Source organism: Citrobacter sp. Cc139 (genome assembly GCF_030334645.1).
Taxonomy (GTDB): Bacteria; Pseudomonadota; Gammaproteobacteria; order Enterobacterales; family Enterobacteriaceae; genus Citrobacter; species Citrobacter werkmanii.
In genome coordinates, this window is the sequence record NZ_JAOWDM010000092.1 from 34,686 (window position 1) to 60,835 (window position 26,150).

General features: G+C 50.2%; 22 protein-coding genes, 2 tRNA genes and 1 pseudogene. 7 read left to right on the forward strand and 18 right to left on the reverse strand.

Going from position 1 to position 26,150, the window contains the following annotated elements; genetic code table 11:
* The first annotated feature begins 44 nt into the window (after positions 1-44).
* On the forward strand, positions 45-1,532 hold the full coding sequence (locus OGV69_RS19330) for an EmmdR/YeeO family multidrug/toxin efflux MATE transporter (protein ID WP_141700235.1): 1,488 nt from the start codon (positions 45-47) through the stop codon (positions 1,530-1,532).
* Between the two features lie 99 nt (positions 1,533-1,631).
* Positions 1,632-1,707: transfer RNA gene (locus OGV69_RS19335), tRNA-Asn, on the forward strand.
* Between the two features lie 150 nt (positions 1,708-1,857).
* Here OGV69_RS19335 and OGV69_RS19340 read toward each other — a convergent pair.
* The 8 genes and pseudogenes from OGV69_RS19340 to OGV69_RS19375 form a co-directional block, all read right to left on the reverse strand.
* A pseudogene (locus OGV69_RS19340) lies at positions 1,858-2,018 on the reverse strand (AbrB/MazE/SpoVT family DNA-binding domain-containing protein); the annotation flags it as partial.
* 97 nt (positions 2,019-2,115) lie between these two features.
* The gene (locus OGV69_RS19345; RefSeq protein WP_061381753.1) at positions 2,116-3,141 is read right to left on the reverse strand and encodes an AbrB family transcriptional regulator; all 1,026 of its coding nucleotides are present in this window, start codon (positions 3,139-3,141) and stop codon (positions 2,116-2,118) included.
* Between the two features lie 65 nt (positions 3,142-3,206).
* Positions 3,207-4,439, reverse strand: a complete 1,233-nt coding sequence (locus OGV69_RS19350) for an ATP-grasp domain-containing protein (protein WP_069323336.1) — start codon at positions 4,437-4,439, stop codon at positions 3,207-3,209.
* Positions 4,439-5,077: a 2OG-Fe dioxygenase family protein gene (locus OGV69_RS19355; RefSeq protein ID WP_038639804.1), complete on the reverse strand. Its 639-nt coding sequence runs from the start codon at positions 5,075-5,077 to the stop codon at positions 4,439-4,441. The genes OGV69_RS19350 and OGV69_RS19355 overlap by 1 nt, the downstream gene beginning before the upstream one ends.
* Before the next feature lie 157 nt (positions 5,078-5,234).
* Complete coding sequence (locus tag OGV69_RS19360; RefSeq protein ID WP_038639801.1) at positions 5,235-5,438, reverse strand: 2-hydroxymuconate tautomerase family protein; 204 nt, start codon at positions 5,436-5,438, stop codon at positions 5,235-5,237.
* Positions 5,439-5,453: 15 nt separating this feature from the next.
* Entirely contained in the window at positions 5,454-6,737 is a 1,284-nt protein-coding gene (locus tag OGV69_RS19365; protein WP_247672762.1) for a hypothetical protein, read from the reverse strand.
* A 46-nt stretch (positions 6,738-6,783) separates the two neighbouring features.
* On the reverse strand, positions 6,784-8,646 hold the full coding sequence (locus OGV69_RS19370) for an FAD/NAD(P)-binding protein (protein WP_069323334.1): 1,863 nt from the start codon (positions 8,644-8,646) through the stop codon (positions 6,784-6,786).
* Complete coding sequence (locus tag OGV69_RS19375) at positions 8,643-9,833, reverse strand: MFS transporter (RefSeq protein ID WP_069323333.1); 1,191 nt, start codon at positions 9,831-9,833, stop codon at positions 8,643-8,645. The genes OGV69_RS19370 and OGV69_RS19375 overlap by 4 nt, the downstream gene beginning before the upstream one ends.
* A gap of 108 nt (positions 9,834-9,941) precedes the next feature.
* On the opposite strand from OGV69_RS19375, the gene OGV69_RS19380 reads away from it, so the two are divergent.
* Entirely contained in the window at positions 9,942-10,814 is an 873-nt protein-coding gene (locus OGV69_RS19380; protein WP_038639788.1) for a LysR family transcriptional regulator, read from the forward strand.
* Between the two features lie 105 nt (positions 10,815-10,919).
* Here OGV69_RS19380 and cbl read toward each other — a convergent pair whose 3' ends face one another.
* Positions 10,920-11,870 (reverse strand): HTH-type transcriptional regulator Cbl, encoded by a 951-nt coding sequence (gene cbl / locus OGV69_RS19385; protein ID WP_038639784.1) that lies wholly within the window; start codon positions 11,868-11,870, stop codon positions 10,920-10,922.
* A gap of 101 nt (positions 11,871-11,971) precedes the next feature.
* A complete protein-coding gene (gene nac, locus OGV69_RS19390; RefSeq protein ID WP_069323332.1) occupies positions 11,972-12,889 on the reverse strand; it encodes a nitrogen assimilation transcriptional regulator NAC in 918 nt (305 codons plus the stop codon).
* A 325-nt stretch (positions 12,890-13,214) separates the two neighbouring features.
* On the opposite strand from nac, the gene OGV69_RS19395 reads away from it, so the two are divergent.
* From OGV69_RS19395 to OGV69_RS19410, 4 genes are all read left to right on the forward strand, one after another.
* Positions 13,215-13,290: transfer RNA gene (locus tag OGV69_RS19395), tRNA-Asn, on the forward strand.
* Positions 13,291-13,498: 208 nt separating this feature from the next.
* Positions 13,499-14,815: a shikimate transporter gene (shiA, locus tag OGV69_RS19400; RefSeq protein ID WP_069323331.1), complete on the forward strand. Its 1,317-nt coding sequence runs from the start codon at positions 13,499-13,501 to the stop codon at positions 14,813-14,815.
* Positions 14,816-14,934: 119 nt separating this feature from the next.
* Entirely contained in the window at positions 14,935-16,389 is a 1,455-nt protein-coding gene (locus OGV69_RS19405) for an AMP nucleosidase (RefSeq protein WP_038639774.1), read from the forward strand.
* Positions 16,390-16,403: 14 nt separating this feature from the next.
* On the forward strand, positions 16,404-18,182 hold the full coding sequence (locus OGV69_RS19410; RefSeq protein WP_069323330.1) for an aminopeptidase P family protein: 1,779 nt from the start codon (positions 16,404-16,406) through the stop codon (positions 18,180-18,182).
* 55 nt (positions 18,183-18,237) lie between these two features.
* On the opposite strand, the gene ptsG is transcribed toward OGV69_RS19410, so the two are convergent.
* From ptsG to acpP, 8 genes are all read right to left on the reverse strand, one after another.
* A complete protein-coding gene (ptsG, locus tag OGV69_RS19415) occupies positions 18,238-19,671 on the reverse strand; it encodes a PTS glucose transporter subunit IIBC (RefSeq protein WP_003036277.1) in 1,434 nt (477 codons plus the stop codon).
* A 416-nt stretch (positions 19,672-20,087) separates the two neighbouring features.
* Positions 20,088-20,885 carry a metal-dependent hydrolase gene (locus tag OGV69_RS19420; protein ID WP_038639768.1) on the reverse strand — a complete coding sequence of 266 codons (798 nt, stop codon included), beginning with the start codon at positions 20,883-20,885 and terminating at the stop codon, positions 20,088-20,090.
* Between the two features lie 10 nt (positions 20,886-20,895).
* Complete coding sequence (holB, locus tag OGV69_RS19425) at positions 20,896-21,900, reverse strand: DNA polymerase III subunit delta' (RefSeq protein ID WP_069323329.1); 1,005 nt, start codon at positions 21,898-21,900, stop codon at positions 20,896-20,898.
* Complete coding sequence (tmk, locus tag OGV69_RS19430) at positions 21,897-22,538, reverse strand: dTMP kinase (protein WP_038639762.1); 642 nt, start codon at positions 22,536-22,538, stop codon at positions 21,897-21,899. Before tmk ends, holB begins: the two co-directional genes overlap by 4 nt.
* Positions 22,528-23,550 (reverse strand): cell division protein YceG, encoded by a 1,023-nt coding sequence (gene yceG / locus OGV69_RS19435; protein WP_069323327.1) that lies wholly within the window; start codon positions 23,548-23,550, stop codon positions 22,528-22,530. The genes tmk and yceG overlap by 11 nt, the downstream gene beginning before the upstream one ends.
* A gap of 2 nt (positions 23,551-23,552) precedes the next feature.
* On the reverse strand, positions 23,553-24,362 hold the full coding sequence (pabC, locus tag OGV69_RS19440; RefSeq protein ID WP_069323326.1) for an aminodeoxychorismate lyase: 810 nt from the start codon (positions 24,360-24,362) through the stop codon (positions 23,553-23,555).
* A 136-nt stretch (positions 24,363-24,498) separates the two neighbouring features.
* Positions 24,499-25,740, reverse strand: a complete 1,242-nt coding sequence (gene fabF / locus OGV69_RS19445) for a beta-ketoacyl-ACP synthase II (protein ID WP_069323325.1) — start codon at positions 25,738-25,740, stop codon at positions 24,499-24,501.
* An 85-nt stretch (positions 25,741-25,825) separates the two neighbouring features.
* A complete protein-coding gene (gene acpP / locus OGV69_RS19450) occupies positions 25,826-26,062 on the reverse strand; it encodes an acyl carrier protein (RefSeq protein WP_000103754.1) in 237 nt (78 codons plus the stop codon).
* Between the last annotated feature and the right edge of the window lie 88 nt (positions 26,063-26,150).

Genomic DNA, 26,150 nt, shown 5'->3' on the forward strand with positions numbered 1-26,150 from the left:
GGAAAAAACTTTGCAGCTTTTTGGATTCTCCCTCATCATTTGAAATGAGGTTTCAACTTTCTTCTTTAAGGTCCACTTTGAACGTCTCCGCTGCCTTACGTCAGGTCGCTTCCCGCACGCCCTGGTATGCCAAACGCAAGAGTTATAAAGTTCTCTTTTGGCGCGAAATCACTCCGCTTGCGGTCCCTATTTTTCTGGAAAACACCTGTGTGCTGTTGATGGGTGTCCTGAGTACCTTCCTGGTGAGCTGGTTGGGAAAAGAAGCGATGGCAGGTGTCGGTCTCGCCGACAGTTTCAATATGGTTATCATGGCATTTTTCGCCGCCATCGATCTGGGTACCACGGTGGTAGTCGCCTTTAGCTTGGGAAAACGAGATCGTCGCAGGGCCAGAGCTGCTGCCAGACAATCGCTGGTGATCATGACGATTTTTGCAACCGTGCTGGCTGCAGTCATTCACTATTTTGGTCAACAGATTATTGACGTTGTCGCAGGTGAAGCAACGCCAGACGTTAAGGCTTTGGCACTTACCTATCTGGAGCTAACTGTGCTCAGCTACCCGGCGGCAGCTATTGCGTTAATTGGTAGTGGTGCCCTACGCGGTGCGGGCAATACCAAAATACCGCTGTTGATTAATGGCGGCATGAATATTCTGAATATCGTCATCAGCAGTATCCTGATCTACGGGATTTTTTCCTGGCAAGGACTGGGATTCGTGGGGGCCGGCCTCGGACTAACCATTTCACGCTACATAGGTGCGATCGCTATTATTTGGGTACTGATGATTGGTTTTAATCCGGCGTTACGTATCACTTTCAAAAGTTATTTTAAGCCACTCAACCTCGCCATTATCTGGGAGGTGATGGGGATCGGTATTCCAGCCAGCATCGAGTCAGTGCTGTTTAATGGCGGTAAACTGTTAACGCAGATGTTTGTCTCAGGGATGGGCACCAGCGTAATTGCCGGAAACTTCATTGCATTTTCTATCGCCGCGCTCATCAACCTACCGGGAAATGCTTTAGGCTCTGCGTCGACAATCATCACCGGCAGGCGTTTGGGAAACGGCCAGATTGCCCAAGCCGAAATTCAGTTACGGCATGTATTCTGGCTGTCGACCATTGGTTTAACTGCCATTGCCTGGCTAACCGCCCCTTTTGCTGGCGTAATGGCCTCGTTTTATACCCAGGATCAGGACGTAAAAGAGGTCATAGTCATTCTGATTTGGCTCAATGCGGCATTTATGCCGATATGGGCAGCCTCTTGGGTATTACCTGCTGGGTTTAAGGGCGCACGCGATGCCCGTTTCGCAATGTGGGTATCTATGCTGGGCATGTGGGGCTGTCGCGTTGTGGTAGGTTACACCCTGGGGATCGTTTTAGGATGGGGCGTAGTCGGCGTCTGGTTAGGGATGTTCTTCGACTGGGCCGTACGCGCCGCATTATTTTACTGGCGTATGGTGACCGGCCGCTGGTTATGGAAATACCCGCGTCCCGAACAGGAAAAGTGCATAAAACAACCTGTTGCGCCTGGATAATCGGCGAAATGGGGAATATTTCGGCAAACGATTGAATTTATCGATTCAGGCTTTGACATCGCTGAGTGGTGTCGCTAATATGCGCCTCGTTCACACGATTCCTCTGTAGTTCAGTCGGTAGAACGGCGGACTGTTAATCCGTATGTCACTGGTTCGAGTCCAGTCAGAGGAGCCAAATTCAGAAAAGCCTGCTTTCGAGCAGGCTTTTTGCTTTTTTGCGGCTCTGGTGTTAATACAGAATCGCATCCAGCCTGGCAAGCACCTCATTGACAACGGCATCAGGTATGCGTTCCGGGCCGCCATATCTATAGTTCTGTGCTGGTCGCAGCGAATAACGGGGCCGTTTCTGGGGTTCAATAATCAGGCAGCCATCATCAATGGTCATGCCCACTTCGCTGTCCGTCGACAGCCCAGCGTTTTCAGCACGGCGGGAGACACCGCCAGCATGATGGATCCGCCAACCTTTTTCAGACGAGTGGTATACATAGGCTTCAGCAATCAATCCTTCACCTTTAGGCCAGCGGCGGATAAGCGCAATAATAACCGCAACGCCACAACAATGCCTTGCTCTTCAAGGAAGACATTAATCTACTTTCATCTGTCTTTTGCGAAAGAAAACCAATGCTGGAACGGTATGAATGAGAAGCATACGAATAATATGATTCGCCATAACAAAGCTCGCATCTGCTTTTAACGCCAGCGCGGCAAATGACATCGACTCCACGCTGCCGGGAACCCAGGAAAGCATCAACACCGGGAAGGGATAATCCAGCAAGCGCGCCGAGATAAATGCCATGATTATCGTCACCCCCAGTCCAATCAGAACAAGCTGTACCGAAGACCAAAGATGACGACTAAATTCAGCCATCGAATAAGTCGTAAAATGATGCCCCAGCAAGATCCCCATCAACACCATGCTAATCTGGTTAAAGAGATCGGGAAAAATTAGTGGTTGTGAAGATAAAGGGTGCAATGCCGCCGCGCAAACCAGCGAGGTTATCATAAAGGGTGCCGGGAAATGTAAGCGCTCCAGAAACTTCCCCGCAATATATCCTGCTAATACCATTCCGGTCAGCCAGAGCAGATTGTGCCCGGAGAAAAAAACGGCTGGAGTCGCTGCCAGAATATCTGCAGATGCACCACGCGTGATATACCCGGCCAGAAACGTCAGGGTAATGAGACGCAGAGAATGCGAGATCACAATCTTTTGTGGCGGCGTCTTAATATGGGAGGCTAACGCCAGTACCGCCGCCATCGCTCCTGGCACCGCACCTAAAAGCGCCTCTTCTTTACTCCAGCCTAACCGCCGCACACACCAGAAGTAACTCAAGGTAAATTGTAAAGATAAGCAGAGTAATAACAAAGCAAACAAAAGGCTTATCTGCCGATGCTCGCCATATGAAAAATCTCTGAACATAATCCCTATCGAGATTCCGAGAGAAAGCTGGATAACCGTGATACTCCCCGGCATTGAGGATACGGAGAACCCAATACGTTTGAGCATAAGCACGGTAAAAAGGGCACCAAACATCATGCCCAGCGGAACGTTACAGAAAGTGAATCCCTGCCCGACGAGAAAACAGAGGATAATACCTGCCAATACTCTCATCCAGTACCTCTCCAGGCCGGTTGTTCAGATAACAATAGTTTTCGCCGGCACCGTCATGAATATATTCAGTGCACCGTATCTTTAACCCAATGCGTATTATCGATCACCCATTGCGTTAGCATCGCAAGATGTTCCTCAATTTCACGACTGGAATCACCTTCAACAATGGCACTGACAATCTCACCATTCGTCAGTTTCATCACATCGTAATGACGTCCGACAACACCTGTAGCCCGATAATTGATCACAAAAGGTAACGGACATTTATCCGCAATAGCCTGTAAGGTTCCTTGAGAAGGCGGCACATTCAGTTGTCCAACCCGGATAACAGGTATTCTTTGCGCCAAATCCCGCGGATACGTTTCGTTCAGACAGGCCTTCAGCCATGTCATACGCGGATCGAGGCCAAACGCCGCACCTAATTCTTCATTAACGAAACATCCGCCTAACCGGCAGGCAAGCTCGCCGAAAATAATATTACCGCCCTGATCCACAAATACCTCAAGATGAAGTAAGGTGTTTTTCTCAATAGGGAAGACTTCTTTCGCAAGGTATTTTGTATAGTCAATCAACTTCTGGTGCAGTGGATTATCATCTTCCATGACCAGCCCTAAGGTTTGCCCTGATAGAAAATCAAGACAAGATACCGTGGCCCGAGAGGCGGAAATAAATATGGGTTTCCCCTGCAGATACAACGCGTTGATCTGATAAGCCTCACCTTCAATAAACTTCTCGATTAACAGATTATGGTATTCAGAGGATTTCATCTGCGCCAGATATTTAAATAACTGACCTTCATTTTTTAAAACCACCACCCCCAGAGATCCACGTCCATCATTTGGTTTTATCACGCAGGGATATCCGTGTTGCGCAATAAATGAGGCCATTGCCGTCGCATTTCCCACGCGAGCCATTGCTGGAATCGGTAACTGATATTGCTGCACACGGGATTTCATCAGAAACTTATCGCGAAACAGGATCGCCGCATTCTCACGCCCCTGCGTTAAACCTAAACGATCGCTGATCCTAGCCGCCCTGAGCACATCAATTTCAGCCAGGAAGTAAATACCGCTGGCGTTGTTCGAACGTGCATAATGATAAATATCCAGTTCTACCAAGGGATTATCGTTAAAGTTTTCATAAAACAGAAAGGTAAAATCATTCCCCATATGTTGCAAAATCGCCGCTTTTTGACTGGCGCAGGTGGCTATCACTAACGGCGTTGATTGCTGGAGTTCATGCCAGGCGTTTGGCGAGTGTTGTAAAAGAATTTTGGGTGGGCACAGTAAGATGTTCATTATTTTTCACTCTCGATATCAAACGTAATGACAAACACATCCCGAAATCCTTTCCCGGGCAACAGCGGTACGATAGGTGCGGTATAATGCAGATAATTAACATCATTGAAAATGATCGCCTCCCCCGCCAGAATTTTGAAGGTTGTTGCGTCATTTCCGCCGTCGTGATGAGGGATTAACGTAGTATCGCCACCGGCGATATTTTCCATTTCGCTGCAATAGACGGCAATGAACTTAAAGCCATCCTGATGTATACCTTCCGGAGCAGGATAGCCCGGCTGTCGATCATGGGTTGTAATTCTTATTTGATGAATACCAACGTTATAGTTATCCTTCGGTAGCAATGGCAGTAATTTGCTAAATACCAGATTCATAATTTCTTCGGCAACATCCTGTTTTATTTCTGGATACTTTCTGCTGATACCACCTGAATACGTATTAAGTTTTTCAGACTGAAAGAAAACTCCGGCCTCGCACAAACTAAAATATTTTTCGTACCCTGCTTTTGCCTGAAGATAACTTCGAAAACGAAATTTTCCATCTTCAGCTTTAAGCCAGGGATCAGGTAGCAACTCATCAAAGCTTTTTTTAACATTAATCGAGGTATTACCCAAACGTATATGATGATAAGCATGCATATATGACATCCTCAGAAAAGAGACAATAATGTATGTTGGTTATTTTTCTCAACTTATGACACCGGCAAGGGCCAATATCATTACCTGCATCCAGGCAAAATACGATGACTGCGGATATCAGGCGAGGAACGCACGTTCCCCGCCATCACATTCACTATTACTGACTTTTTTTACGCAACTCGGTCACCGGTACGCCGCCAATCCCCCAGTTATCGGTATCGACTTCGTCAATAACCACAATGGTTGTAGCAGGGTTTTTATTAAGCACATCCACCAGTAGCTGAGTCGCACCTTCCATCAGCTGTTTCTTTTGTTTATCGGTCACACCTTCTTTAGTGATCTTAATATTTACGTAGGGCATAACAACTCCTGTAAACTAAATGATTGTGGATAATGCGCCGAGGTAGCTAAGCGCAAACAGGTTAAACAGCAGAACATAACCATAATGCATCTGGAAACTGGTTCTGCCGGGAGAAACATTAAGGCTGTTGGCAGCAAAAATTGCGTTTATCGATACCGGAGATAGCAGTTGCGTAGCAATAAAAAGGCAAATCCAAATCTGATAATCCACCACGCTGCCGGAAAGATAGTCGGAAAAAATCGACCACGACACGCTAAATATAATTAGGGGATGAATACCGAGAATACCAGGCAAGGGCAGAACAAATAAAATAATGGCATAGCACTGAAAAGTTGTAAGACCGCTAACAAACGCTGTAATGCCTTGCGGGATGTTTGCAAACAACATCATACATACCGATGTTAACAGGCTGCATGCCAGGAGTAATACCACTTCGCCGGAGATCCCCTGAGCAGATTCAGACAGTTGTTGCGCCCACTGCTTTTTGCGATTCGCAAAATGGCTGACGATAAAAAGAACAACCGCCGTGAAGGTGATGCTCTGCAAAGGATTCAACCCCAGCACGCTCAACGATAGAATAAAGCTTCCCCAAAACAAGCCGATAAAAGCAAGAATCGAGGTCATATTGCCGCGGTCAGAAACCGTATGACTATCTTCGGCAACCAGTTGGACACGCGATTTCTGGTTTAACAGGATACTGAATAAAAACAGGGGAATGCCGACCAGCATCGCCGGAACATGAGGGATATCCGGCATAGCTGCCCATACCGCCGCCGCACCGATAGTCGTCGGCATTAAAACCATCGTGATACATACCGTACGAGTGACAATCTTCGCCAGGTTAAACTTCGGTTGAACCACTTTTTTCAGGCTATCAAGCAGGAGTGGAATGGCCCCAAGGCTCATTGGCCAGGTTAAAAAAGCGGTCAGCAACGTAATGGACAATGTGACTCGAGACGGTTTTTTCTGCAGTAAATATGCCCCCAGCGCAGCGTTAAAATTTATCGCGTTCATCACCTGCCGGAGTAATGCCATCCCCACCAGCAAGAGCATGACGTCTGAATATCGTACAAAAACAGCGAGGAGGTTAAGTTCCCTACTCTTGTTTGCTGTCAGTAGAAAAATCATCGAAGCGATAAAAATGAGGATCCCACTTCTTGCCGATGATTTTTTCCACCAGAATGAAAAAGTTGACAGGATATACAATATTGACGCAACGAGTGCAAAAGCAGACATCACGGGATATTTACCGGCAAGCACACAGGATGCAAGGAAAACACCCAATGAGATCACAATCATTGAGGATTGCAGATTTTGCCAGAGATTACCGTGCGTCTGGATTTGCTCATTCTGCATTAATGACAACCTCATGCTGAACATTGCGATGGTGCAATTGTTGATACATATCGGTTACACAGCGCCCGGCATCGACCAGGAACCTCGAATTGACAAGGGGTCGGGGCAATACGTAAGTGTAAAAATTAGCCCCTTCCGCTGGATTGCCTAACACCCAAATCGATTCTTGTGTTTCCCCAAGGCAGTTAATCGGATGCTGATTGATATCAATATCCAGCCCGCCTGGATGATAACCTTCGTTCATAAAGGGACGCACAATGCCGTTGATAGTCATATTCCTCATCAACGTTGAAACGTCGTGCAGCGGCGAAAAGTTAGCAATTTTGGCTTTTATCAACACATCAGCTTTCACTACGCTACTCTCATCTTTAAATTCAGAATGAACCTCGAACTTACCCTCATATTCATTCATCATTAACCGGGGATCCTTTCCTCCTGCCAGACGAACTATGTTGGCATGCATTAATGCCAACAGTTGTTCATTACGCAGTTTCGGCGGACCTACAGCAATACGATTAAAGACAGGATTGATCTGCTCAATGAAGTATTGATGCGATTTCGCGTCAAGTCCGCAATTATCGATAGCCCCTCGCAAAATATCTCTTACGTCACGAATAATGTCGGTCGCCGCTTTCACTGGGCCCTTGACGTTGCCTTTGTCAGACTCATGCAAGTCATCGCGTAAAAAATCAATAAACCATTGGCTATATTCTTCCAGGGAGGCATGTTCCTGATTGCGATGAGGATAAAGTATGCTATCGATAACCGCAGCATCATGCACATCAGCAACATATGTCGTGGGTTCCTGCCACTTCCCCTCCAGGGTAGATCGATAGACGTAGCACATTTCTTTATGCAGCAACGGGAAAATTTGTTCGATGAAGTTTATTTTTGATGTGGCATTATTAATTAAATTCTGGACACGAAATTCATTAATTGCGGCTGAAGTTAAGAATCGTGGTCGGTATTGACCGGAAATACCTTTTTGATTCATGCCGCGACTACTGAAAGGGAGAGCCTGTCTGGAATAAATAAAAATATCAGGTTCATTGCCACCAGGGTGATAGCGAAGCATCCCATTGTCGGTCACAAACCGACCACCACGTCCCAGCGTTAATTGAGAAATAACATCATAAGCTGTCAACCCAATGCCCTGGACGATAACCTTAGCTCGGGAGTGGATGTTATTTAACCTATCAACCGGATAAGGCGTGGAATAATATTCCAGCAGTTCATTTTGCTTATTGCTGCTGGCAATAAATTTTTCGACATAATGATCTTCCAACGTTTTCATATTGTCGCCATGGCCGGTTGTCAGATAAACAAAGTCAGCAACAATCCTCTGATTATCTTCTAAAACAATGGCTGATCGTTTATCTTGCTGAATAAAAAGATTAGTTGCCTGCTGATTTACTTGCGTTACCGTCAGACTGGCTGGCAGATTTTTTAGTATTCTCTCATACGCCCAATTCAAATATTCTCCCAATAAGCGACGAGGCAAGTAATCATTTGCATCAATAGCTAAACCTGTTTCGCTTTTTATATAGCGATCACCCACTTTGCGATAACCCTGATTGTTAGCCCATTGATGAAAACATGGACCTGGGCGAAAAGGGCCGGCATTTTTTACGGTCGCATCACCAAACAATGTTATTTGACAGGCAACAGTATTAACTAATAAATGATCGGGCTGAGACAAACTATGCGCTCCCACACCCATGGCATTTTTATCAATAATAATGATCTGCATATGTTCATTAATCGCATACTCTGTATGCAGGGCACAAATCCTTTCCAGAATACTTAAACCACGCGGTCCCATACCCAGTATAGCCACTGTCATTTTTTTCATTCTTTGCTCCAACTGTCTGAATATTTAACTTTACTGTATTGTAAATAGCTAATCCCTGCTGCGGTAAATAACGAGGCTGCACCCAATAATATGGAATAGGTCATTCCATTTTTATTGCTCTGGAAGGCACTGACAATTAATGGACCGACGATCTGCCCGACCCCATAAGTCAGCGTAACGAGGCCAAGAAGGTTAATCTTTTTTGGTGCCCTTATTTTTCTTGCCAGCGGCATGACCAAAGAACTTGTCCCCATGAATGTGCCGCCAAAACCAATACAGCTAATGGTTAGTAGCAGTGGTGAGTTAATAAATATGGCCATGACTACGCAAATCGCCTGAACAATTAAGTTAATACTTAGGCAGGATAATATATTCCACTTGCGCGCGGCCCATAACCAGCCATAGCATCCAGGAATAACGGCAAGACCGACAATGGACCAGATATGGTCGGCTAAAAAGGTGTTGCCAACCCCCCGGGCCATTAACGGTAAATATGTAGCGACAATGATATAGCCGAATCCGGCCAGACCATACAGTAAGGCTAAATTCCACCACTGGATTTCAGGTTCCGCACTTACGACTGCTTTTACCGGGGGGATCATATGCTTATCTTTCGGCAATAAAATTACCAGGATGACGAAAAATATCGTTGAAAGTATGGAAGCACCAATCCACAACAAGCGTGAATCTAACGCGTAAGACACGCCAGCAATGACATATTCATTACCGATAAAAATGCCTATTCCTACGCCTGAAAACAGTGAGGCGATAACAAAAGGATTATGGGTATGCTGGAGCACCAGCATTGAACCAAATATCATCATTCCCGCGCTTGCCACACCCGCAAGGAATCTGATTAACAGAATAATTTCAGGCTGAGTCACTTGTGCCATCAAAAAAATCAGCAGGGCTGTGAATAACGCTGAAGCCAGTAACAGCATTCTTAACTTATTGACTGCGTTGAAAATACCAAAGGAGAAAAGGAGACTGCCGACGAGGTAACCTGCATAGTTTGCGCTGGCAATTAAGGATAATTGCGAAAAGGTAAAAAGCCCTTCATGAAGCATAACGGGAAGCATAGGGGTATATAAAAAACGCCCAATTCCCATTCCTAAGGTCAAGACGATCATACCAAATACAGCAGTACTCAGCTGACGATGGCCAACAGCACTGTGATCGATATCCATTTTTTGGCCTCAAAAGACGAATTAAGTTTGATTGTTATCTTACATAAGGAAATGATAATAAAAAGTTAATAAAAATGACGAAAACATTCACTTTAGGTAATGCCTTCTATGAACAGTACCTCGCTTAACTTGTTTAAAACGGTTGCGGAAACGGGTTCCATATCTGCTGCTGCGCGTAGTCTGCACTGCGTTTCATCGAATGTCACAACCCGTCTCAAACAGCTGGAAGCCAGCCTTGACGTATCTCTGTTTGTCCGTGAGAAAAATCGGCTCTACATCACCCCTGAAGGTGAGCTTCTTCTTCGCTATGCCAACAAAATTCTGGCCCTGTTACACGAAGCGGAATTGTCCATGCATGGAACAAAAGTGGCGGGACCGTTACGCATCGGCGCAATGGAAACGACCGCTGCGGTACGTCTGCCCTCAATACTGGCGAATTTCCACCGCGAAATGCCTTCCGTTGAGCTAAACCTGAAAACCTCCCCCACGGAGGTACTGGTGCAGCACATCCTGAACAATGAACTGGAAATCGCTTTCGTTGCCGATCATCAGGCACTGCACACGGAAAATTCGCCTCTGCAATTGCACATTTTATGTCAGGAAACGCTGGTACTGGTGACGGCGGCAGAGCACCGGAATGTCATTACCGGCGCGGACCTCAAAGTGACAAGACCGCTGGTCTTTGTTAAGGGGTGTAACTATCGCTCCCGTCTGGGACAATGGCTGCGGCTGCAGGGAGTCGATTATGCCGATCCCCTGGAGTTCGGCTCTTTTCAGGCGATCCTTGGCTGCGTGAGTGCCGGAATGGGGATTGCCCTGTTGCCAGAGAGCGTAGTCAGACAGTATGAACATAATTTCCCTATCCGTAGCCATACGATTACCCCACAGATAGGTAACGTGAACACTATGATGATATGGCTTAAAAACCGAGAAGTCAGCCGGGTGCTTAATCGCTTTGTCTCATTTATTACCGAGGCTTAATTTTTCGCTACCGACAACGGCGCAATGCAGGCCGCAGAGTCAGTGGAAGACTGGCGCACTTAAAAGAGCGCCAGTGTCAACGTAATTGATATTGAAAAGCCCGCTTTATATCTGATAATCAATCACGGTTTCATCGGGCTCCATTGCCTGGCGTTTGATTTCATCCACGGATAACCCTGCGTTGCATAGCTCGATAAATCGCCAGACATAGTTGCGCTGTAGTTGTCCTCGTTTCAACCCCAGCCAGACGGTGTTGGCATCAAATAAATGCCGGGTATCCAGACGGGTCAAACTGCCCTCCTCCTGCTCGCCACTGGATTGCTCTGCCACCAGCCCAATACCCAGTCCCAACGCCACATAAGTTTTAATCACATCCGAATCCTGGGCGCTGAGTATGATATCCGGCACTAATCCTTTTCGGGCAAACGCTTCATCAATACGCGAACGTCCCGTAATTCCCTGTCGATAAGTAATTAACGGCCAATGGGCGATGGATTCCAGCGTTAAAGGCGATGTCTTGACGAGTGGATGGTCGTGCGGAACGAGCAGACTGTGGTGCCAACGAAACCAGGGAAAAGCCACCAGCAGTGGATCGCTACTCAGACGTTCACTGGCAATCCCAATATCTGCTCCGCCATTTTGCAACAACGCTTCGATCTCCTGTGGCGTGCCCTGAATCAGTTCCAGACGCACTTCCGGGAAAAGCTCACGAAAAGCTTTAATCACTGCGGGTAGGCTATAGCGCGCCTGGGTATGCGTGGTGGCTATCGTCAGAACACCTGACGTGTCATTGGTAAACAGATCCGCCAGACGCCGGACGTTGCTGGCCTCATTCAGAATACGTTCGGCAATGCCCAGTAAGGCTTTACCCGGTTCGGTCATGCCCAGCAGGCGTTTCCCGCGACGAATAAATATTTCGATGCCAAGTTCATCTTCAAGTTCACGAATATGTCGGCTGACACCCGACTGCGAGGTATACAATATATTCGCGACTTCCGTCAGGTTGTAATCCTGACGGGCCGCCTCGCGGATTATTTTAAGTTGCTGGAAATTCACTTTTCGCTCCGGGCACATCAGACATTACGCTATTGTTAAAGTCTGATGCCCGGCATAACAAATAATAAAAACCTGCATCTTATTCCTCTTGGGAATAAGCTTTAGCTCACCAGCTGCAGCTCACGGTTTTCCAGCATCGGTCGGCTAACCAGCGACAACAGGATCTCCTTGACTGCCTGCGCTTGTGGCGACAAGCTCCCCATGGCCGACACATTCAACGAGAGCGGCAGATTCATTGATGGGGTGGTAATCCGCGCCATCCAGCCATTTGCTGCATTGCACAATGCGCGGGCTGCCGATTCGGGTAACACGGTGACGCCCATACCGCTGGCAATGGCAGCCGTTAAGGTCGAGATAGACTCGATTTCACCAATGACTTTGGCCGTTAAGCGACGTAGCGAAAAAGCCTCATCCACCCGCAAACGCACCGCACTGTAATCCCGCGGCAAAAACAGATTCATCTGCGCCACTGCGGCTAAATCGACGCTTTGGCCTGGACAATCACGCGTCCCCACCAGGAAAAGATCCTCCTTCAGCAACGGCTGACAACTTATGCCCGCCACGGGCGAGCGCTCATAGAGCACTGCCATGTCTAATTGTCCGCTGAGAAGCTTGTCATTTAGCACTGCCCCACTGTTTTCATGCAAATAGACCAGTACATCGGGCAGTTCGGCACGTACTGTTTGTAACAGTGGCATAGTGATGGATGATGCCGCCGTACCCGGTGCCAGGCCAATAGAAACCTGACCACTCAGAGTCTGACCAACATTATTGACCGCAAGTTGCGCCTGTTCACACTGACGTAAAATTGTTCGGGCGTGGGTATACAGCACTTTCCCCGCTTCCGTGGGCGTGACGCCGCGCTTGGTACGAATCAGCAATTGCTGATCCAGTTCGCCTTCCAGCGTGGCGACCTGCTGGCTCAGCGCGGGTTGCGCGATGTGCAACACTTCCGCTGCCTGGGTCAGGCTACCAATATCGACGATTTTTACGAAATATTTCAGTCGTCTGAAGTTCATTTTGCCTCCTGTCGGAATACCAGAACCCGTGCTGGCAGTCATGTGAATCAGGATTGCAAGATACTTGCCAGTTTCGTCTGCAGCGGCGTTTTACGCTGACGCCGCGTCAGGTAAGGAGCAAAGTGAAGAACGACATTTTTTGTACGCTTATACAGATAACTGTGGCTGCCCTGGAAAAGGTAGAAGCGCACCAGAATGGGGCAAAAGCATAAAAAGACGGAAAGTTCGCCGCTTTGCTGATTTTGTCAGCAAACGAACGCACAATTGTATTTCGTCCTTTGACAACCCTCATCGCCCTCGCTAATATGCGCCTCGTTCACACGATTCCTCTGTAGTTCAGTCGGTAGAACGGCGGACTGTTAATCCGTATGTCACTGGTTCGAGTCCAGTCAGAGGAGCCAAATTCAGAAAAGCCTGCTTTCGAGCAGGCTTTTTGCTTTTCAATTTTCTCATTCGTCTAATTATTCATGTTGCCCTCTGCGAGGGATATAATCGTTTCCTCTTCATGCCTGTCGCGGTAATCTCATAACGTCCGGTAATCTATCGGCTGCAATGTGCGTAACCCAACTCAAATACTAATAATTAAAAGACAGTACAGACAGGATAACTATGGATTCCACCCTCACCTCCACGGGTCCCCAACAGGACGCCTCTTCGCTCAACCGTGCCCGACGCGCTGCGCTTGGCAGTTTCGCGGGCGCCGTGGTCGACTGGTATGATTTTCTGCTCTATGGCATCACCGCTGCGTTAGTCTTTAACCGCGAGTTCTTTCCGCAGGTCAGTCCGGCGATGGGAACACTTGCCGCCTTCGCTACCTTTGGCGTCGGATTTCTGTTCCGCCCGCTAGGCGGGGTCATCTTCGGCCACTTCGGCGATCTTCTTGGGCGTAAACGTATGCTGATGCTCACCGTCTGGATGATGGGGATCGCCACGGCGCTGATCGGCATTATTCCTTCCTTTGACACCATTGGCTGGTGGGCCCCTGTTCTACTGGTGACGCTGCGCGCCATTCAGGGCTTCGCCGTGGGCGGTGAATGGGGCGGAGCCGCGTTGCTCTCCGTCGAAAGCGCGCCGAAAAATAAAAAAGCCTTTTATAGCAGCGGTGTACAGGTCGGGTACGGCGTCGGTCTGCTGCTTTCTACCGGCCTGGTCTCGCTGATTAGCTCTCAAACTACCGATGAGCAGTTCCTCAGTTGGGGCTGGCGTATTCCGTTCTTGTTCAGCATCGTGCTGGTATTAGGCGCGTTGTGGATGCGTAACAGAATGGATGAATCGGCCGAGTTCGAACAGCAGCAACAGGCGCCACAGCCCGAGAAAAAGCGGCTTCCGGTCATTGAGGCTTTAATCCGACATCCGGGCGCATTCTTAAAAATTATCGCCCTGCGCCTGTGTGAACTGCTGACGATGTATATCGTCACCGCATTTGCTCTTAACTACTCGACACAAAACCTCGGCCTGCCACGCGAGCTGTTTCTGAATATCGGATTGCTGGTCGGCGGGCTGAGCTGTCTGACCATCCCCTGCTTTGCGTGGCTTGCTGACCGCTTTGGTCGTCGTCGCGTCTACATTACCGGGGCACTGGTCGGGACGCTAAGCGCCTTCCCATTCTTTATGGCGCTGGAGGCCCAGTCTATTTTCTGGATCGTTTTCTTCGCGATTATGCTGGCCAACATTGCACACGATATGGTGGTCTGCGTGCAGCAGCCTATGTTTACCGGTTTATTTGGCGCAAGCTATCGCTATAGCGGCGCAGGCGTTGGTTATCAGGTGGCCAGCGTGGTTGGCGGCGGTTTTACCCCCTTTATTGCGGCGGCACTGGTAACATTTTCAGGCGGAGACTGGCACAGCGTAGCTATTTATCTGATGGCGGGTTGTCTTATCTCCGCCACTACCGCGCTGTTGATGCGGGATAAGCAGCACGGTTAAACCCCCGGTGCGAGGGCCATCCGGTCTTCGCACCATCTTCCTTAACGTCTGACTTTTGTTTCACATTCCTGTGACATACTATCGGGAGAGCGGTATATCTGTGGAACAAGGAGACAGACATGAACAATAAGGGCGCCAGCCTGACCCCGGCTCAGGCACTGGATAAACTGGACGCGCTGTACGAACAGTCGGTTAAATCACTGCGTAGCGCCATTGGTAAGTATATTGAAACAGGGACCCTCCCTGACGTAATCGCCCGCCAGAACGGTCTTTTTGTCTACCCGTCACTTCGTGTCACCTGGGATGGCAGCGCCACTAATCCGCCAAAAACGCGCGCCTATGGCCGTTTTACCCATGCGGGTTGCTATACCACCACCATTACCCGTCCGTCGCTCTTTCGTCCTTATCTTGAAGAACAGCTCACGCTGCTGTATCAGGATTATGATGCGCATATCTCCGTTGAGCCATCGCAGCATGAAATCCCCTATCCCTATGTGATTGACGGTTCAGAACTGACGTTGGATCGCTCGATGAGCGCCGGATTAACGCGCCATTTCCCCACCACTGAATTGTCGCAGATTGGTGACGAAACGGCGGACGGGATTTTTCATCCGGCGGAATTTTCTCCGCTGTCTCACTTCGATGCCCGACGCGTGGATTTTTCGCTGGCGCGACTGCGTCATTACACGGGCACGCCGGTTGAACATTTCCAGCCCTTTGTGCTGTTCACCAACTACACCCGCTATGTCGATGAGTTCGTACGCTGGGGCTGCAGCCAGATCCTCGACCCGGACAGCCCGTATATCGCGCTGTCATGCGCGGGCGGGATCTGGATCACCGCCGAAACCGAAGCGCCAGAAGAAGCCATATCCGATCTCGCCTGGAAGAAACACCAGATGCCCGCCTGGCATTTAATTACCGCTGATGGTCAGGGGATCACGCTGGTGAATATCGGCGTCGGCCCGTCTAACGCCAAAACTATTTGCGATCATCTCGCCGTACTGCGCCCTGATGTCTGGCTGATGATTGGGCACTGTGGCGGCCTGCGTGAAAGTCAGGCAATTGGCGATTATGTTCTGGCCCATGCTTATTTGCGTGATGACCACGTGCTGGATGCCGTACTCCCGCCGGATATTCCGATTCCGAGCATCGCTGAAGTGCAACGCGCATTGTATGACGCGACCAAAGAGGTCAGCGGCATGCCCGGCGAAGAGGTCAAACAGCGCCTGCGTACCGGTACCGTTGTCACCACCGACGATCGAAACTGGGAATTACGTTACTCCGCCTCTGCGCTGCGCTTTAACCTCAGCCGTGCGGTAGCTATCGATATGGAAAGCGCCACTATCGCCGCACAGGGCTACCGCTTCCGCGTCCCCTACGGCACATTGCTTTGCGTTTCCGACAAACCGCTGCACGGCGAGATTAAACTACCTGGTCAGGCCAACCGTTTTTATGAAGGCGCCATTTCCGAGCATCTGCAAATAGGTATCCGGGCTATCGATCGTCTTCGCGCCGAAGGCGATCGACTGCACTCCCGTAAATTACGTACGTTCAACGAACCGCCGTTCCGTTAAGGCCTGAGGTAACTATGCACAACTCAACCCCTCTTTCCGCCCTGCGTAACCTGCTGATAGCGCAGGGGCTGGATGGTATGATTGTCCCGCGCGCCGACGCTCACCAAAGTGAAGATTGTACGCCGCATGATAATAAGTTGGCCTGGCTGACTGGTTTTAGCGGTTCAGCGGGACTCGCGCTGGTCCTGCGCGACCGCGCATTAATATTTGTCGATGGGCGCTATCAGGTCCAGGTGCGCAATGAAGTCTCGCTGGATGATTTTGAAATTCACCATTTACACGACGAACCGCTGGCAGACTATTTGCAGTCTCACATTGCAGCGGGTACACGTATCGGCTTTGAGCCGCTGCTGATGGTTAACAGCCAGTTTGAAGCGCTGTCGGCTACCCACTGCGAGCTGGTACCTCTGGAGCAGGATCCCTTCGACCAGGTATGGTTAGATCGTCCGGCAGCGCCTTGCGGCATCATTCGCGAAATGTCCCTCGACATCAGCGGTGAGAGCAGCGCACAGAAACGTGCCCGCGTCGTGGAGCAACTCATTCAACATCAGGCCGATGTGCTGGCGATTACGCTGCCGGACAACATTGCCTGGCTGCTTAATGTCCGTGGTTCGGATCTTGCTATGGTTCCGGTGCCGTTCTCATTTGCCCTGCTCCATCGCAGCGGCGAACTGGAATGGTTTGTCGATAGCAATAAAACACAGCAACTCCCCGCATCGCTGTTGGATACGCTTACGCTGGCCCCGCAAGAGAGCTTTCTGGCTCGCTGCCAGCAGTTGGCAAATGGGAAGCGCTTTCTGGTCGATAAAGACTACGCTCCGGTAGCATTGCGTTTTGCCATAGAAGAACATGGCGGCCACGTCCTGTGGGCCCCCGACCCTATTACATTAATGAAAGCGCACAAAAATGACGTTGAACTGGCAGGCTATCGGGAATGCCATGAACAGGATGGCGCCGCCTGGGTTAACTTCCTCGCATGGCTGGCCCATGAGGTCCCTTTACGCGAAGCGGCGGGCAATCCAATCACCGAACTGGAAGCACAGGCGAAACAGCTGGAGTTTCGCCAGCAGCAGCCGGGATTTATCGAGCAGAGTTTCAGCACGATTTCAGCCTCTGCCAGCAATGCGGCGATGTGTCATTACCACTCCAGCGAAAAAACCAATACGCCAATTACCTCGCAGGCCATGTACCTGAATGATTCCGGTGGTCAGTATCATAATGGTACAACGGATACGACGCGCACCCTGGCATTTGGCCCACAGGATCCGCAGCGACGCTTGCACTACACCGCCGTGTTGAAAGGCTTCTTGTCACTTATTTCACTGCAGTTCCCCAGCGGTACTCAGGGCCATCAACTGGATGCCTTCAGTAGGCGGGCATTGTGGGATTTGGGACTGGATTTTGATCATGGTACCGGACACGGTGTGGGCCATCAGTTGCTAATCCATGAACAACCCCATCGCATTGCCAAAAAAGTTAACCCCTGGCCTCTGGTCGCGGGCAATATCATCACCATCGAACCGGGTTATTATCTGGCCGGGCAATATGGGATCCGCATTGAGAATCAGGTGGAGATTATCAACAGCCGTCCGGGCTTCTGCCGTTTCTCAACGCTGACGCTGGTGCCGATTGATTTGAACCTGGTGGAATTGCATCTGCTGAGCGATGCTGAGAAACAGTGGATTGATGATTACCACCAGCAGGTCAGAGAGACGTTGTCCCCACGCGTAAACGCAGAAGCCCGTCCGTGGCTGTTCGCCGCCACTGCGTCCATTCGCGTTCAGACCAATTAATGCATTAAAAAAGGCAGCCCGCAGGCTGCCTTAGTTCTCCCCAACGTCTTACTGCTTAGCTGTTACGGATGTACTCATCCATTTCAGTTTTCAGGTTATCGGACTTGGTACCGAAGATCGCCTGAACACCGGAACCAGCAACCACGACGCCCGCCGCACCCAGTTTCTTCAGGCCAGCCTGATCCACTTTGGCAACGTCAGCCACGCTAACGCGCAGACGAGTAATGCACGCATCGAGGTTAGTGATGTTTTCTTTACCACCGAATGCAGCAACCAGAGCCGGAGCCATTTCGCCGGACGCACCCGCTTTGCTGTCTTCGGTCGCATCTTCACGACCTGGCGTTTTCAGGTCCAGCGCTTTGATCAGCACACGGAAGATGGTGTAGTAAACGATCGCATAACCGATACCGACAATCGGGAACAGCCACAGTTTGCTGCTGTTACCGGACAGAACGATAAAGTCGATCAGACCGTGAGAGAACGATGTCCCGTCACGCATACCCAGCAGGATACAGATCGGGAATGCCAGACCAGCCAGAATCGCGTGGATGATGTACAGGATCGGCGCCACGAACATGAAGGAGAACTCGATCGGCTCGGTAATACCGGTCAGGAACGAGGTCAGCGCCGCGGAGATCATAATACCGCCCACTTTCGCGCGGTTTTCTGGTTTAGCTGAGTGCCAGATAGCGATAGCGGCAGCCGGCAGACCGTACATTTTGAACAGGAAGCCACCGGACAGTTTGCCCGCAGTCGGGTCGCCCGCCATATAGCGAGGGATATCGCCGTGGAATACCTGACCCGCGGCGTTGGTGTACTCACCGATCTGCATCTGGAAAGGAACGTTCCAGATATGGTGCAGACCAAACGGCACCAGGCAGCGTTCAATGAAGCCATAGATACCGAACGCCACTACCGGGTTCTGGTATGCAGCCCACTGGGAGAACGTCTGAATAGCAGTACCGATCGGCGGCCAAATGAAGGACAGAACCACGCCTGTGAAGATGGCAGCCAGACCAGAAATAATAGGAACGAAGCGCTTACCCGCAAAGAAGCCGAGATACTCAGGCAATTTGATACGGTAGAAACGGTTGAACATATACGCTGCAATCGCACCGGAGATAATCCCCCCGAGAACACCCGTATCAGCAAGGTGTTTAGCGGCGATCTCTTCAGCAGGTAAATGCAGAACCAGCGGCGCAACAACAGCCATGGTTTTAACCATGATGCCGTAGGCAACAACGGATGCCAGTGCTGATACGCCGTCATTGTTGGTGAAGCCTAACGCAACACCGATGGCAAAGATCAGCGGCATGTTCGCAAAAACAGAACCGCCTGCTTCTGCCATTACGTGCGATACAACGGCTGGCAGCCAGCTGAAGTTAGCGGAACCGACACCCAGCAGGATACCTGCAATCGGGAGTACGGATACCGGCAGCATCAGCGATTTACCGACCTTTTGCAGGTTAGCAAATGCATTCTTAAACATAATTAGGAGTGCTCCTGAGTATTTGTGCTTATACACTTCATCCTTCAAACCGCCTCAGCGTTGGCTGTGCTCATTCACTCCAGTCACTTACTCGAGTAAGCTCCTGTCATTCACTCACTTGCCGCCTTGATGCCGCTTGAATGATTTTGTGTATTCTACGTTCTCACGCATTGGCAAGGGGGGAGAGCCTCGCCGTGGACAGAGCATCTAAGTGCTCTTTATTTATTACACAGAGTAAAATAATTCAGTCTGTATTTGTTTGACGGCTATCACAATTCAGTTGTGAATGGCCGCAAAATACGCACATTCCGATAAAATGAGTTTCTGAATGTGTCTAACTGGTTATTCACCGCCCATTTTGTGGCGGTGAACTTTACTCGCTTTAGTTATTAATTACGAGCTTTAAAAAAAGTCAGTTAACGGACTGATTGCAGGCGAGAAGCATCGATGTGAAACAGGCGGGCAAAGTTATCAGTGGTTGCCTGCGCCAGTTCTTCCACGGCAACACCTTTCACTACGGCCATATACTCCGCAACGTCACGCGTCATGGCAGGTTGGTTCTCTTTTCCACGATGCGGCACCGGCGCAAGGTACGGAGAATCCGTCTCAACTAACAAACGATCCAGAGGAACATAACGGGCAGCATCACGCAGTTGGTCAGCATTACGGAACGTGACGATGCCGGAAAACGAGATATAAAAGCCGAGATCCAGCAATTTGCCCGCCGTTTCTCTGTCCTCTGTAAAACAGTGTAGTACGCCGCCGCAATCCGTCACCTTTTCTTCGCGCAGAATTGATAACGTATCGGCTCGGGCATCACGGGTATGCACGATAACCGGTTTCTGTAACTCGCGGCCAATCTGAATATGGTGGATGAAAGATTCCTGCTGGCGCACCTTCGTTTCCGGCGTGTAAAAATAATCCAGCCCGGTTTCTCCCATCGCTACCACACCGTCTTCGGCGGCAAAACGACGCAGGTCTTCAACATCATAAGTTTCATCCTGATTTAACGGATGCACACCGCAGGAGAAAACCACGTTGTCACGTTGGCCAACCAGTTCACGCATACTGCGGTATCCCGGCAGGGTGGTCGCGACGGCAAGACAAAATTTCACATCGCGTGCGGCCGCTTTCGCCAACACGTCATCCACGTCCTTATGCAGAGATTGATAATCCAGGCCATCAAGATGGCAGTGTGAGTCGACTAAAAACATAATGTCTCTCTCAAAGATGAGGAACAGGCAGTACGGTGCCTGGTTGCAGGTAATGCTCAATACGGAGAATAAGATCGGTTAATACCAGTTCACGGTTTATGCCCGTCACGTTCAGCAACTGCTGACGACAATGACAAACATCACCAAGTATCGCCTGTATCTGGGCGACGGATAACCGCTCGGCGATAGAAGAGATGAGCTCCTGAGCATCAGGATTGGTTAAATGGGAAATCCCATAGGAACGCTTTAAAGCATCCATCAACAGCGTGGCCAGCCAGTGTAAACGAGCGGCAGCCTGATCGTGGTTGAGCGCCGCTAACAGGATATACCAGTCGCCTGATTGCAGGGTGTTCGCCAGCGCGGCGAGGAACTCTTTGCGGTGCGTCCAGCTTTCAGCCTGTAACAACGTTAATGCCGCACCCGGCGACCCCGCACTCAGACGTAATGCGCTCAACAATGCTTCCGGTGACGCCGTCACTTCACGGGTAAGCCAGGAGATAGCGTATGACTCTGCCGGTGGTGCAAGGTGATGTAACCGACAGCGGCTACGCAGCGTGGCCAATAAACGCGCAGGTTCGCGACTGGCGAGGAAGAACCAGGTCTGCGCCGGAGGTTCTTCCAGCGTTTTCAGTAACGCATTAGCGGCGGCATCGGTTAACTGGGCGGCATCCGGGATCCACACCACTTTCGCCCCGCCCAGGCGTGAATACTCGTACAGTTTCTCACTGACTTCGCGTACCGCGTCAACGCCCAGCGTGCTTTTGCCTTTTTCCGGCAGCAGCGAATAGTAGTCCGGATGGGTCCCCGCCTGCATCAGCTGACAGCCGCGGCAGTGTCCGCAGCTTTTATGTCCTTCCGGCTGCTGACACATTAAATAGCGACTGAGCGCGTAAATCAGCGCATCGTCGCCCATGCCGGGTAACGCCTGAATCAGTAACGCATGGTGACCACGACCCGTCTGGTAGCTCGCTACCAGTTTTTCAAAATCAGGTCGTAACCATGGGTACCATTTCATGCGCCCTGCTCCTTCACCCACTGAGTAATGGTATTGCGAATATCAGCCATCACAGCCTCCAGCGGCTGCGTAGCGTCAATAGTACGAATGCTGGCGTCTTTGGCAGCCAGTTCAAGATAGCGCGCTCGGGTACGATTAAAGAAATCGAAAGATTCCTGTTCAATACGGTCCAGTTCGCCACGCGCACGCGCACGCTTCAATCCGACTTCTGGAGTGACATCCAGATAGAGCGTCAGGTCCGGGCGAAAATCTCCGAGTACCGCATCACGTAACGTTGCCAGCATATTTTGATCAATGCCGCGGCCACCGCCCTGATATGCCTGGGTCGACAGGTCGTGACGATCGCCAATGACCCATGCGCCTCTCGCCAGCGCAGGTTTAATAACGGTTTCGACCAACTGTACGCGCGCGGCGTAAAACATCAGGACTTCGGCTTTGTCGGTAATGACCTCGTCGCCTACCGACTTAATGTCCAGCACCAGACTTCTTAGTTTCTCAGCGAGCTGCGTTCCACCAGGCTCGCGGGTAAAAACCATGTCACGAATACCGAGTTGCTCAAGTGTCTCTACCACCACATTACGCGCAGTAGTTTTTCCGGCGCCTTCCAGGCCCTCGATGACGATATAGTTACTGCCCATTTTTTTCCTTAAGCACTTTCAGGTAATCCTGTACTGACCGGTTATGGCTGACAAGATTGGTGTTAAATGTGTGGCCGCCTTTACCATCTGCCACGAAATAGAGATACGGCGTTTTTGCCGGATGTGCGGCAGCCTGCAATGAGGCCTCTCCCGGCATGGCAATCGGGCCAGGCGGCAGCCCGGTGATGGTGTAGGTGTTATAGGCGGTTGGCGTTTCTAAATCCACACGCGACAATTTGCCATTATACCGTGTCCCCATGCCGTAAATCACCGTCGGATCGGTTTGTAAACGCATGCCAATACGTAAGCGGTTAATAAAGACCGAGGCCACCTGGTCGCGCTCGCTGGCAACCGCAGTTTCTTTTTCAATAATCGAGGCCATTGTCACTAGCTGATTTTTGTCCTGATAAGGCAAGCCATCAGCGCGCCCTTCCCAGACGGTATCCACCGCTTTAACCATCTTTTGATGCGTACGTTTTAGCAGTGCTACGTCGGTCGTATTGGCGGTATACATCCAGGTATCGGGCCAGAACCAGCCTTCCACCCACTGCGGGTTTTCCAGCTTCAGCGCCTGAGCGACAGTCTCGTAGTTATCGTCGCTCAGCGTATGTTTAATATAGGGAGCATCGCGCAGTTGTTTGAGGTAATCACTCAGGCGCATCCCTTCCACCAGACGTAACGGGAACTGGGCCTCTTTACCGCTTTCCAGCAATAGCAGCATTTCTCGCACCGTCATGTCGGGCGTCAGGCGATAGGTACCCGCCTTAAAATGCGACAGGTCAGGCTCCACACGCAGCAGCCACTGGAAGACACGCGGACGATTGATAACCTTATCCGCATACAGTTGTTCACCGAGAGCCAGGCGGCCTGTACCCGCTTTCAGCGTAAAAGTGGTCTCTTCTTTAATCAATAACTTACTGTCCGCTAGATGGCGAACTTTCCACATGCCTACGCCCGCGGCAATGCCCAGCACAACCAGCAATAACAGGACAACGAGTAACAGTTTTTTCATGACTAATTCGGGTGCTCACAAAGTGGGGCTAAAAAATCGAATAACAAACGTGAAGACAACATCGTGTCGCCACAGGTACGCACGGGAATAACCGGCATTAATGCGTTACAGACGACGATTTCATCGGCCTGCATAATCTCCTCCAACCCGGCATACACTTCGACAAGACTGAACGGTGATTGTGCCAGCATACGGATACAGAATTGTCGCATAATGCCGTTCACTCCGGCCTGATCCAACCGGGGAGTGTAAACCACATTACCTTTACGCCAGAACAAATTAGCCGCACAGCATTCCGTAACCCATCCCTCGCTGTCAAGAACCAGCGCTTCATCGGCATCCGTCTGCTCAAGATGAGAGCGAATCAATACCTGCTCCAGGCGATTCAGATGCTTAAGTCCTGCAAGCATAGGGTTACGCCCCAGACGCACTGGGCTTAACGCCAGCGTAATCCCTTCATGGCGCCAACGATCGTAATGTTCGGGCCAGGCTGAAACAGAGAGAATACGGGTGGCGTTGTGACAATTTGCGCCGCTGTATCCCCGACCGCCGCTACCGCGGCTAATAATGACTTTCAATACGCCACGCGCGTGTCCTTGAGCCAGCATTTTCATTTCATCTTGCAGTTCTGACCACTGTTCAAAAGCGATCAGCAACTTTTGGCAAGCGTCTTGTAAACGCGCAAGATGCGCTGCAAAGAGGCAAATTTCGCCGTCGATAATCCGCGCGGTAGTAAAACAACCATCGCCAAATTGGGTCGCTCGATCGCTTACGGCCAGCAGATTTTGCTCGCAGCCATTAATTAAGAACATGGAGGCTCCTTATATCTGGTCCGCTAGTTTGGCAGGATGAGTAACACAGGACAAGGGTGAAAAACCGAATAAAAAAAGGCCCGACAAGCGGACCTTTTCAGTTTTATTTCGATGCTAACGCATCACCTGACGAGACTTAAATCTTTTTAAAGATCAAAGAACCGTTGGTACCACCGAAGCCGAAGGAGTTACACAGAGTATATTCCAAACCACTCACCTGACGCGCTTCGTGAGGAACGAAGTCCAGGTCGCAACCTTCATCCGGGTTATCCAGGTTGATGGTTGGCGGAATAGCCTGGTCGCGCAGCGCCAGGATAGAGAAAATAGACTCTACCGCGCCCGCAGCACCTAACAGGTGACCGGTCATGGATTTGGTTGAGCTTACCATCACACGGCTCGCCGCATCGCCAAAGACAGATTTGACTGCCTGGGTTTCAGCTTTATCGCCTGCAGGCGTAGACGTACCATGCGCGTTGACATAGCCGATCTGACCCGCTTCGATAGCCGCATCGCGTAGTGCGTTGACCATTGCCAGCGCAGCGCCTGCACCGTTTTCCGGTGGTGACGTCATGTGGTAAGCATCGCTGCTCATGCCAAAACCAACGACTTCAGCATAGATTTTCGCGCCGCGCGCTTTCGCATGCTCGTACTCTTCCAGTACCACCATGCCTGCGCCGTCGCCCAGCACAAAGCCATCACGCTCTTTATCCCACGGGCGGCTTGCCGCTTGCGGGTTATCATTACGCGTAGACAGCGCGCGTGCCGCGCCAAAACCACCCACGCCAAGCGGTGTACTGGCTTTTTCAGCACCACCCGCAACCATCGCGTCTGCATCACCGTATGCAATGATACGTGCGGCATGACCGATATTATGTACGCCTGAAGTACAGGCGGTCGCGATGGAGATGCTTGGCCCTTGCAGGCCGTATATGATGGTCAGGTGACCTGCCACCATGTTAACAATCGTCGACGGAACGAAGAACGGGCTGATCTTACGCGGTCCACCGTTTACCAAAGAGGTATGGTTTTCTTCGATCAGACCGAGACCGCCAATACCGGAGCCAATAGCGGCGCCAATACGGTGAGCGTTCTCTTCCGTAATTTCGAGGCCAGAATCCTGCATGGCCTGAACGCCAGCGACAATTCCATATTGAATGAAGGCATCCATCTTGCGCTGTTCTTTGCGCGAAATAATGTCTTCACAGTTAAAATCCTTTACTAAGCCAGCAAATTTCGTTGCATAGGCGCTAGTATCGAAATGGTCGATCAGGCTGATGCCACTCTGACCGGCAAGGAGAGCTTTCCAGGTAGACTCTACGGTATTGCCGACAGGAGACAACATGCCCAGTCCGGTCACAACTACACGACGCTTAGACACGGTTGTCCTCCAGGGAGGGAAAATAATTCAAGTGGGATAAAAAGATAAAACTCAGGCGGTCGAATGACCGCCTGGAGATGTTCACTTACGCCTGGTGGCCGTTGATGTAATCAATGGCAGCCTGAACGGTAGTGATTTTCTCAGCTTCTTCGTCCGGAATCTCAGTATCAAACTCTTCTTCCAGAGCCATTACCAGCTCAACGGTGTCAAGAGAATCTGCGCCCAGGTCTTCAACGAAGGAAGCATTGTTGGTAACTTCTTCCTGCTTAACGCCCAGCTGTTCGCCGATAATTTTCTTAACGCGTTCTTCGATAGTGCTCATACTCTTAAATTTCCTATCAAAACTCGCTTTCGCGATGGTTTTCGTAGTGTATAAAATGTTGAAAAATTTGCAACTAAATCCCGGCAGG

What these genes read in the sequence shown, in the direction of transcription:
- OGV69_RS19410 (WP_069323330.1), top strand. Translation starts at nt 16,404, where the DNA reads ATGCACAACTCAACCCCTCTTTCCGCCCTGCGTAACCTGCTGATAGCG.
- tmk (WP_038639762.1), bottom strand. Translation starts at nt 22,538, where the DNA reads ATGGGCAGTAACTATATCGTCATCGAGGGCCTGGAAGGCGCCGGAAAA.
- OGV69_RS19330 (WP_141700235.1), top strand. Translation starts at nt 45, where the DNA reads ATGAGGTTTCAACTTTCTTCTTTAAGGTCCACTTTGAACGTCTCCGCT.
- holB (WP_069323329.1), bottom strand. Translation starts at nt 21,900, where the DNA reads ATGAAATGGTACCCATGGTTACGACCTGATTTTGAAAAACTGGTAGCG.
- ptsG (WP_003036277.1), bottom strand. Translation starts at nt 19,671, where the DNA reads ATGTTTAAGAATGCATTTGCTAACCTGCAAAAGGTCGGTAAATCGCTG.
- OGV69_RS19370 (WP_069323334.1), bottom strand. Translation starts at nt 8,646, where the DNA reads ATGAAAAAAATGACAGTGGCTATACTGGGTATGGGACCGCGTGGTTTA.
- OGV69_RS19365 (WP_247672762.1), bottom strand. Translation starts at nt 6,737, where the DNA reads ATGATTGTGATCTCATTGGGTGTTTTCCTTGCATCCTGTGTGCTTGCC.
- shiA (WP_069323331.1), top strand. Translation starts at nt 13,499, where the DNA reads ATGGATTCCACCCTCACCTCCACGGGTCCCCAACAGGACGCCTCTTCG.
- OGV69_RS19420 (WP_038639768.1), bottom strand. Translation starts at nt 20,885, where the DNA reads ATGTTTTTAGTCGACTCACACTGCCATCTTGATGGCCTGGATTATCAA.
- OGV69_RS19345 (WP_061381753.1), bottom strand. Translation starts at nt 3,141, where the DNA reads ATGAGAGTATTGGCAGGTATTATCCTCTGTTTTCTCGTCGGGCAGGGA.
- yceG (WP_069323327.1), bottom strand. Translation starts at nt 23,550, where the DNA reads ATGAAAAAACTGTTACTCGTTGTCCTGTTATTGCTGGTTGTGCTGGGC.
- OGV69_RS19360 (WP_038639801.1), bottom strand. Translation starts at nt 5,438, where the DNA reads ATGCCCTACGTAAATATTAAGATCACTAAAGAAGGTGTGACCGATAAA.
- OGV69_RS19380 (WP_038639788.1), top strand. Translation starts at nt 9,942, where the DNA reads ATGAACAGTACCTCGCTTAACTTGTTTAAAACGGTTGCGGAAACGGGT.
- pabC (WP_069323326.1), bottom strand. Translation starts at nt 24,362, where the DNA reads ATGTTCTTAATTAATGGCTGCGAGCAAAATCTGCTGGCCGTAAGCGAT.
- OGV69_RS19350 (WP_069323336.1), bottom strand. Translation starts at nt 4,439, where the DNA reads ATGAACATCTTACTGTGCCCACCCAAAATTCTTTTACAACACTCGCCA.
- OGV69_RS19355 (WP_038639804.1), bottom strand. Translation starts at nt 5,077, where the DNA reads ATGCATGCTTATCATCATATACGTTTGGGTAATACCTCGATTAATGTT.
- nac (WP_069323332.1), bottom strand. Translation starts at nt 12,889, where the DNA reads ATGAACTTCAGACGACTGAAATATTTCGTAAAAATCGTCGATATTGGT.
- OGV69_RS19375 (WP_069323333.1), bottom strand. Translation starts at nt 9,833, where the DNA reads ATGGATATCGATCACAGTGCTGTTGGCCATCGTCAGCTGAGTACTGCT.
- OGV69_RS19405 (WP_038639774.1), top strand. Translation starts at nt 14,935, where the DNA reads ATGAACAATAAGGGCGCCAGCCTGACCCCGGCTCAGGCACTGGATAAA.
- acpP (WP_000103754.1), bottom strand. Translation starts at nt 26,062, where the DNA reads ATGAGCACTATCGAAGAACGCGTTAAGAAAATTATCGGCGAACAGCTG.